This window comes from Streptomyces mutomycini (assembly GCF_001700505.1).
Lineage (GTDB): Bacteria > Actinomycetota > Actinomycetes > Streptomycetales > Streptomycetaceae > Streptomyces > Streptomyces mutomycini.
Map to the genome: position 1 here is coordinate 1 of NZ_MAPV01000021.1, position 2,971 is coordinate 2,971.

Genomic DNA, 2,971 nt, shown 5'->3' on the forward strand with positions numbered 1-2,971 from the left:
CGTCGGCCCGGACGCCCCGCCCATGACCCCCGGGCCGACGACGCCAGATGGAGCCGGGTGAAGGCGAGTGCCTCCGCGAGATCGGCCTCGCGTTCGGCCGACGACATGGCCCGGCGGGTGTTGACCTCGATGACCACATGACCGTCGAAGCCGGTACGGGCCAGCCGCTCCAGCAGCTCCGCGCACGGCTGGTCGCCCCGGCCGGGCACCAGGTGCTCGTCCTTGTTGGAGCCCTTGCCGTCGGCGAGGTGGACGTGGGCGAGCCGGTCGCCCATCCGGTCCACCATGGCCAGGGTGTCGGTGCGCGCGGTCGCGGTGTGCGAGAGGTCCACGGTGAAGTGCCGGTAGTCGTCGTTGCTGACGTCCCAGGCGGGGGCGTAGGCGAGCATCTCGCGGTCCCTGTAGCGCCACGGGTACATGTTCTCCACGGCGAAGCGCACATCGGTCTCGTCAGCCATGCGCCAGATGCCGGTGACGAAGTCGCGGGCGTAGTTGCGCTGCCAGCGGAACGGCGGGTGGACGACCACCGCAGACGCCCCGAGCTCCTCCGCCGCGGCCCTGGCCCGCTGGAGCTTCACCCACGGGTCGGTGGACCAGACCCGCTGGGTGATCAGCAGACAGGGCGCGTGCACGGCGAGGATCGGCACCTGGTGGTAGTCCGACAGCCGCTTCAGCGCCTCGATGTCCTGGCTGACGGGGTCGGTCCAGACCATGACCTCGACACCGTCGTAGCCCAGGCGCGCAGCGATCTCGAAGGCCGTCGCCGTCGACTCCGGATAGACGGAGGCCGTCGACAGGGCGACCTTCGCATCCGGGACGCGCACCACTGGTTCTGCCACGTGGACAGGGTACGGGCAGCGGTGCGCGACGCCGAGTGAGCCCGGCGACAAGTGAGAAGGACCATGGCCCGGCGGCCGGGATCAGGTGAGGGCGCCGGCGGGGATCACGGGGCAGCCCTCAGGGCCGCCTGCTCCGACGGAAGGTGGTCGAGACGCCGCAGGATGACTCCCTCGCGCAGCGCCCAGGGGCAGATCTCCAGTTCCTCGACCCCGAAGAGGTCCATCGCGCCCTCGGCGACGAGCGCCCCGGCGAGCAGCTGCGCGGCGCGCCCCTCCGTGACCCCGGGCAGGTTCCCGCGCTGCGCGACGGTCATCGCGGACAGCTTCGGCACCCACTCCTCCAGGGCCTTGCGGGTGAGGACGCGCTGCACGTACAGCCCCTCGGCGGAGCGGGCGGCGCCCGTTATCCTGGCGAGCTGCCGGAAGGTCTTGGAGGTCCCGACGACATGGTCGGGCGGTCCCAGCCGGGTGAACTCGCCGACCGTACGGGCGATGCCGGCGCGGACGTGGCGGCGCAGCGCACGCACGGCCGTCGCGTCCGGAGGATCGCCCGGCAGCCAGGCCGCCGTGAGGCGTCCTGCGCCGAACGGCAGCGAGACCGCGGCGTCCGGCTCCTCGTCCATCCCGTAGCCGACCTCCAGCGAACCGCCGCCGATGTCCAGGACCAGCAGCTTCCCCGCGGACCAGCCGAACCAGCGGCGGGCGGCCAGGAAGGTCAGCCGGGCCTCCTCCTCGCCGCTGAGGACGGCGAGGGTGACACCGGTCTCGTCCCGCACGCGCGCCAGCACCTGGTCCGCGTTACCCGCGTCACGCACCGCGGAGGTCGCGAACGCCAGCACGTCCTCGCAGCCCTTGTCCTCGGCCGCCCGGAGGGCGTCGGCGACCGTCGTCACCAGTCGGTCCACCCCCTCGGGGCCGATCGCCCCTTCCGGGTCGAGGAGTTCGGCGAGCCGCAATTCCGCCTTGTGCGAATGGGCGGGCAGCGGGCGGGCGCCGGGATGCGCGTCGACGACCAGCAGGTGCACCGTGTTCGACCCCACGTCGAGGACTCCAAGTCTCATACGGGCACGCTACTGCGGCTTACTCTGGGCACGTGCCAAAGACGAAAAAGGCGAAGCCGGACAAAGCCACGAAGAAGCTGCGCAACTCGAAACAGGAGTCGCCGCAGCCGGAAGCCACGGGGCCCCACGGGCCCGACGAGAAGGAGCTCGACTTCGCTCGGGCCTGGGTCGAATTCCCCGACCCCGCCGACGACGAGCAGGTCTTCCGCTGCGACCTGACCTGGCTGACGTCCCGGTGGACCTGCATCTTCGGCAGCGGTTGCCAGGGAATCCAGGCAGGCCGGGCGGACGACGGCTGCTGCACGCTGGGCGCGCACTTCTCGGACAAGGACGACGAGAAGCGGGTGGCCGGACACGTCGCACGGCTCACCCCGGAGCTGTGGCAGTTCCACGACGTCGGCACGAAGACCGGCTGGGTCGGCGTCGACGAGGACGGCGAGCGCCAGACGCGGCGCTGGGAGGGCTCCTGCATCTTCCAGAACCGCCCGGGTTTCGCGGGCGGCATGGGCTGTTCCCTGCACATCCTGGCCCTCAAGGAGGGCAAGGAGCCGCTGGAGACGAAGCCTGACGTGTGCTGGCAGCTGCCGGTCCGCCGCACGTACGACTGGATCGAACGGCCCGACGACACGCGCGTGCTCCAGATCTCGATCGGGGAGTACGACCGCCGGGGCTGGGGCCCGGGCGGCCACGATCTGCACTGGTGGTGCACGTCGGCGACGTCCGCGCACGGGGCCGGTGACCCGGTCTACGTGTCCTACCGCCCCGAGCTCACCGAGCTGATGGGCCAGGAGGCCTACGACCGGCTGGTCGAGCTGTGCGAGCAGCGGCTTGCGTCGCTGCTGCCGATGGCGCCGCACCCGGCCGATCCGGCCTGAGGGGCCTTTCCGTGCGGGGCGGGTCCGCCGGGGATCCGGGGGCCTGCTCCCCTCCCGGCCCCCGTCCGCTCAGCCTGCCGGCTCGGAGGGCTCGCCGGGGTCCGTGGCCGGCACGCCGGGTGCGGAGGATCCGCCGGAAGGGGACGGCGTGGGGCCGGGGGAGCCCGGTGGGTCCGTGGGCGGATCCGTCGTGGGC

3 protein-coding genes are annotated in these 2,971 nt (G+C 72.3%); 1 reads left to right on the forward strand and 2 read right to left on the reverse strand.

Translation table 11 applies throughout. The annotated features are described in order from the left end of the window. Both BFF76_RS02545 and BFF76_RS02550 read right to left on the reverse strand, forming a co-directional pair. Positions 1 to 827: sugar phosphate isomerase/epimerase family protein (locus BFF76_RS02545; RefSeq protein ID WP_065847023.1), on the reverse strand; the 827-nt coding region annotated here is incomplete at its 3' end. A 116-nt stretch (positions 828 to 943) separates the two neighbouring features. Next, a complete protein-coding gene (locus BFF76_RS02550; RefSeq protein ID WP_053929435.1) occupies positions 944 to 1,900 on the reverse strand; it encodes a Ppx/GppA family phosphatase in 957 nt (318 codons plus the stop codon). Between the two features lie 32 nt (positions 1,901 to 1,932). On the opposite strand from BFF76_RS02550, the gene BFF76_RS02555 reads away from it, so the two are divergent. Beyond that, positions 1,933 to 2,775, forward strand: a complete 843-nt coding sequence (locus tag BFF76_RS02555; RefSeq protein ID WP_053929436.1) for a DUF3109 family protein — start codon at positions 1,933 to 1,935, stop codon at positions 2,773 to 2,775. Positions 2,776 to 2,971: the final 196 nt, after the last annotated feature.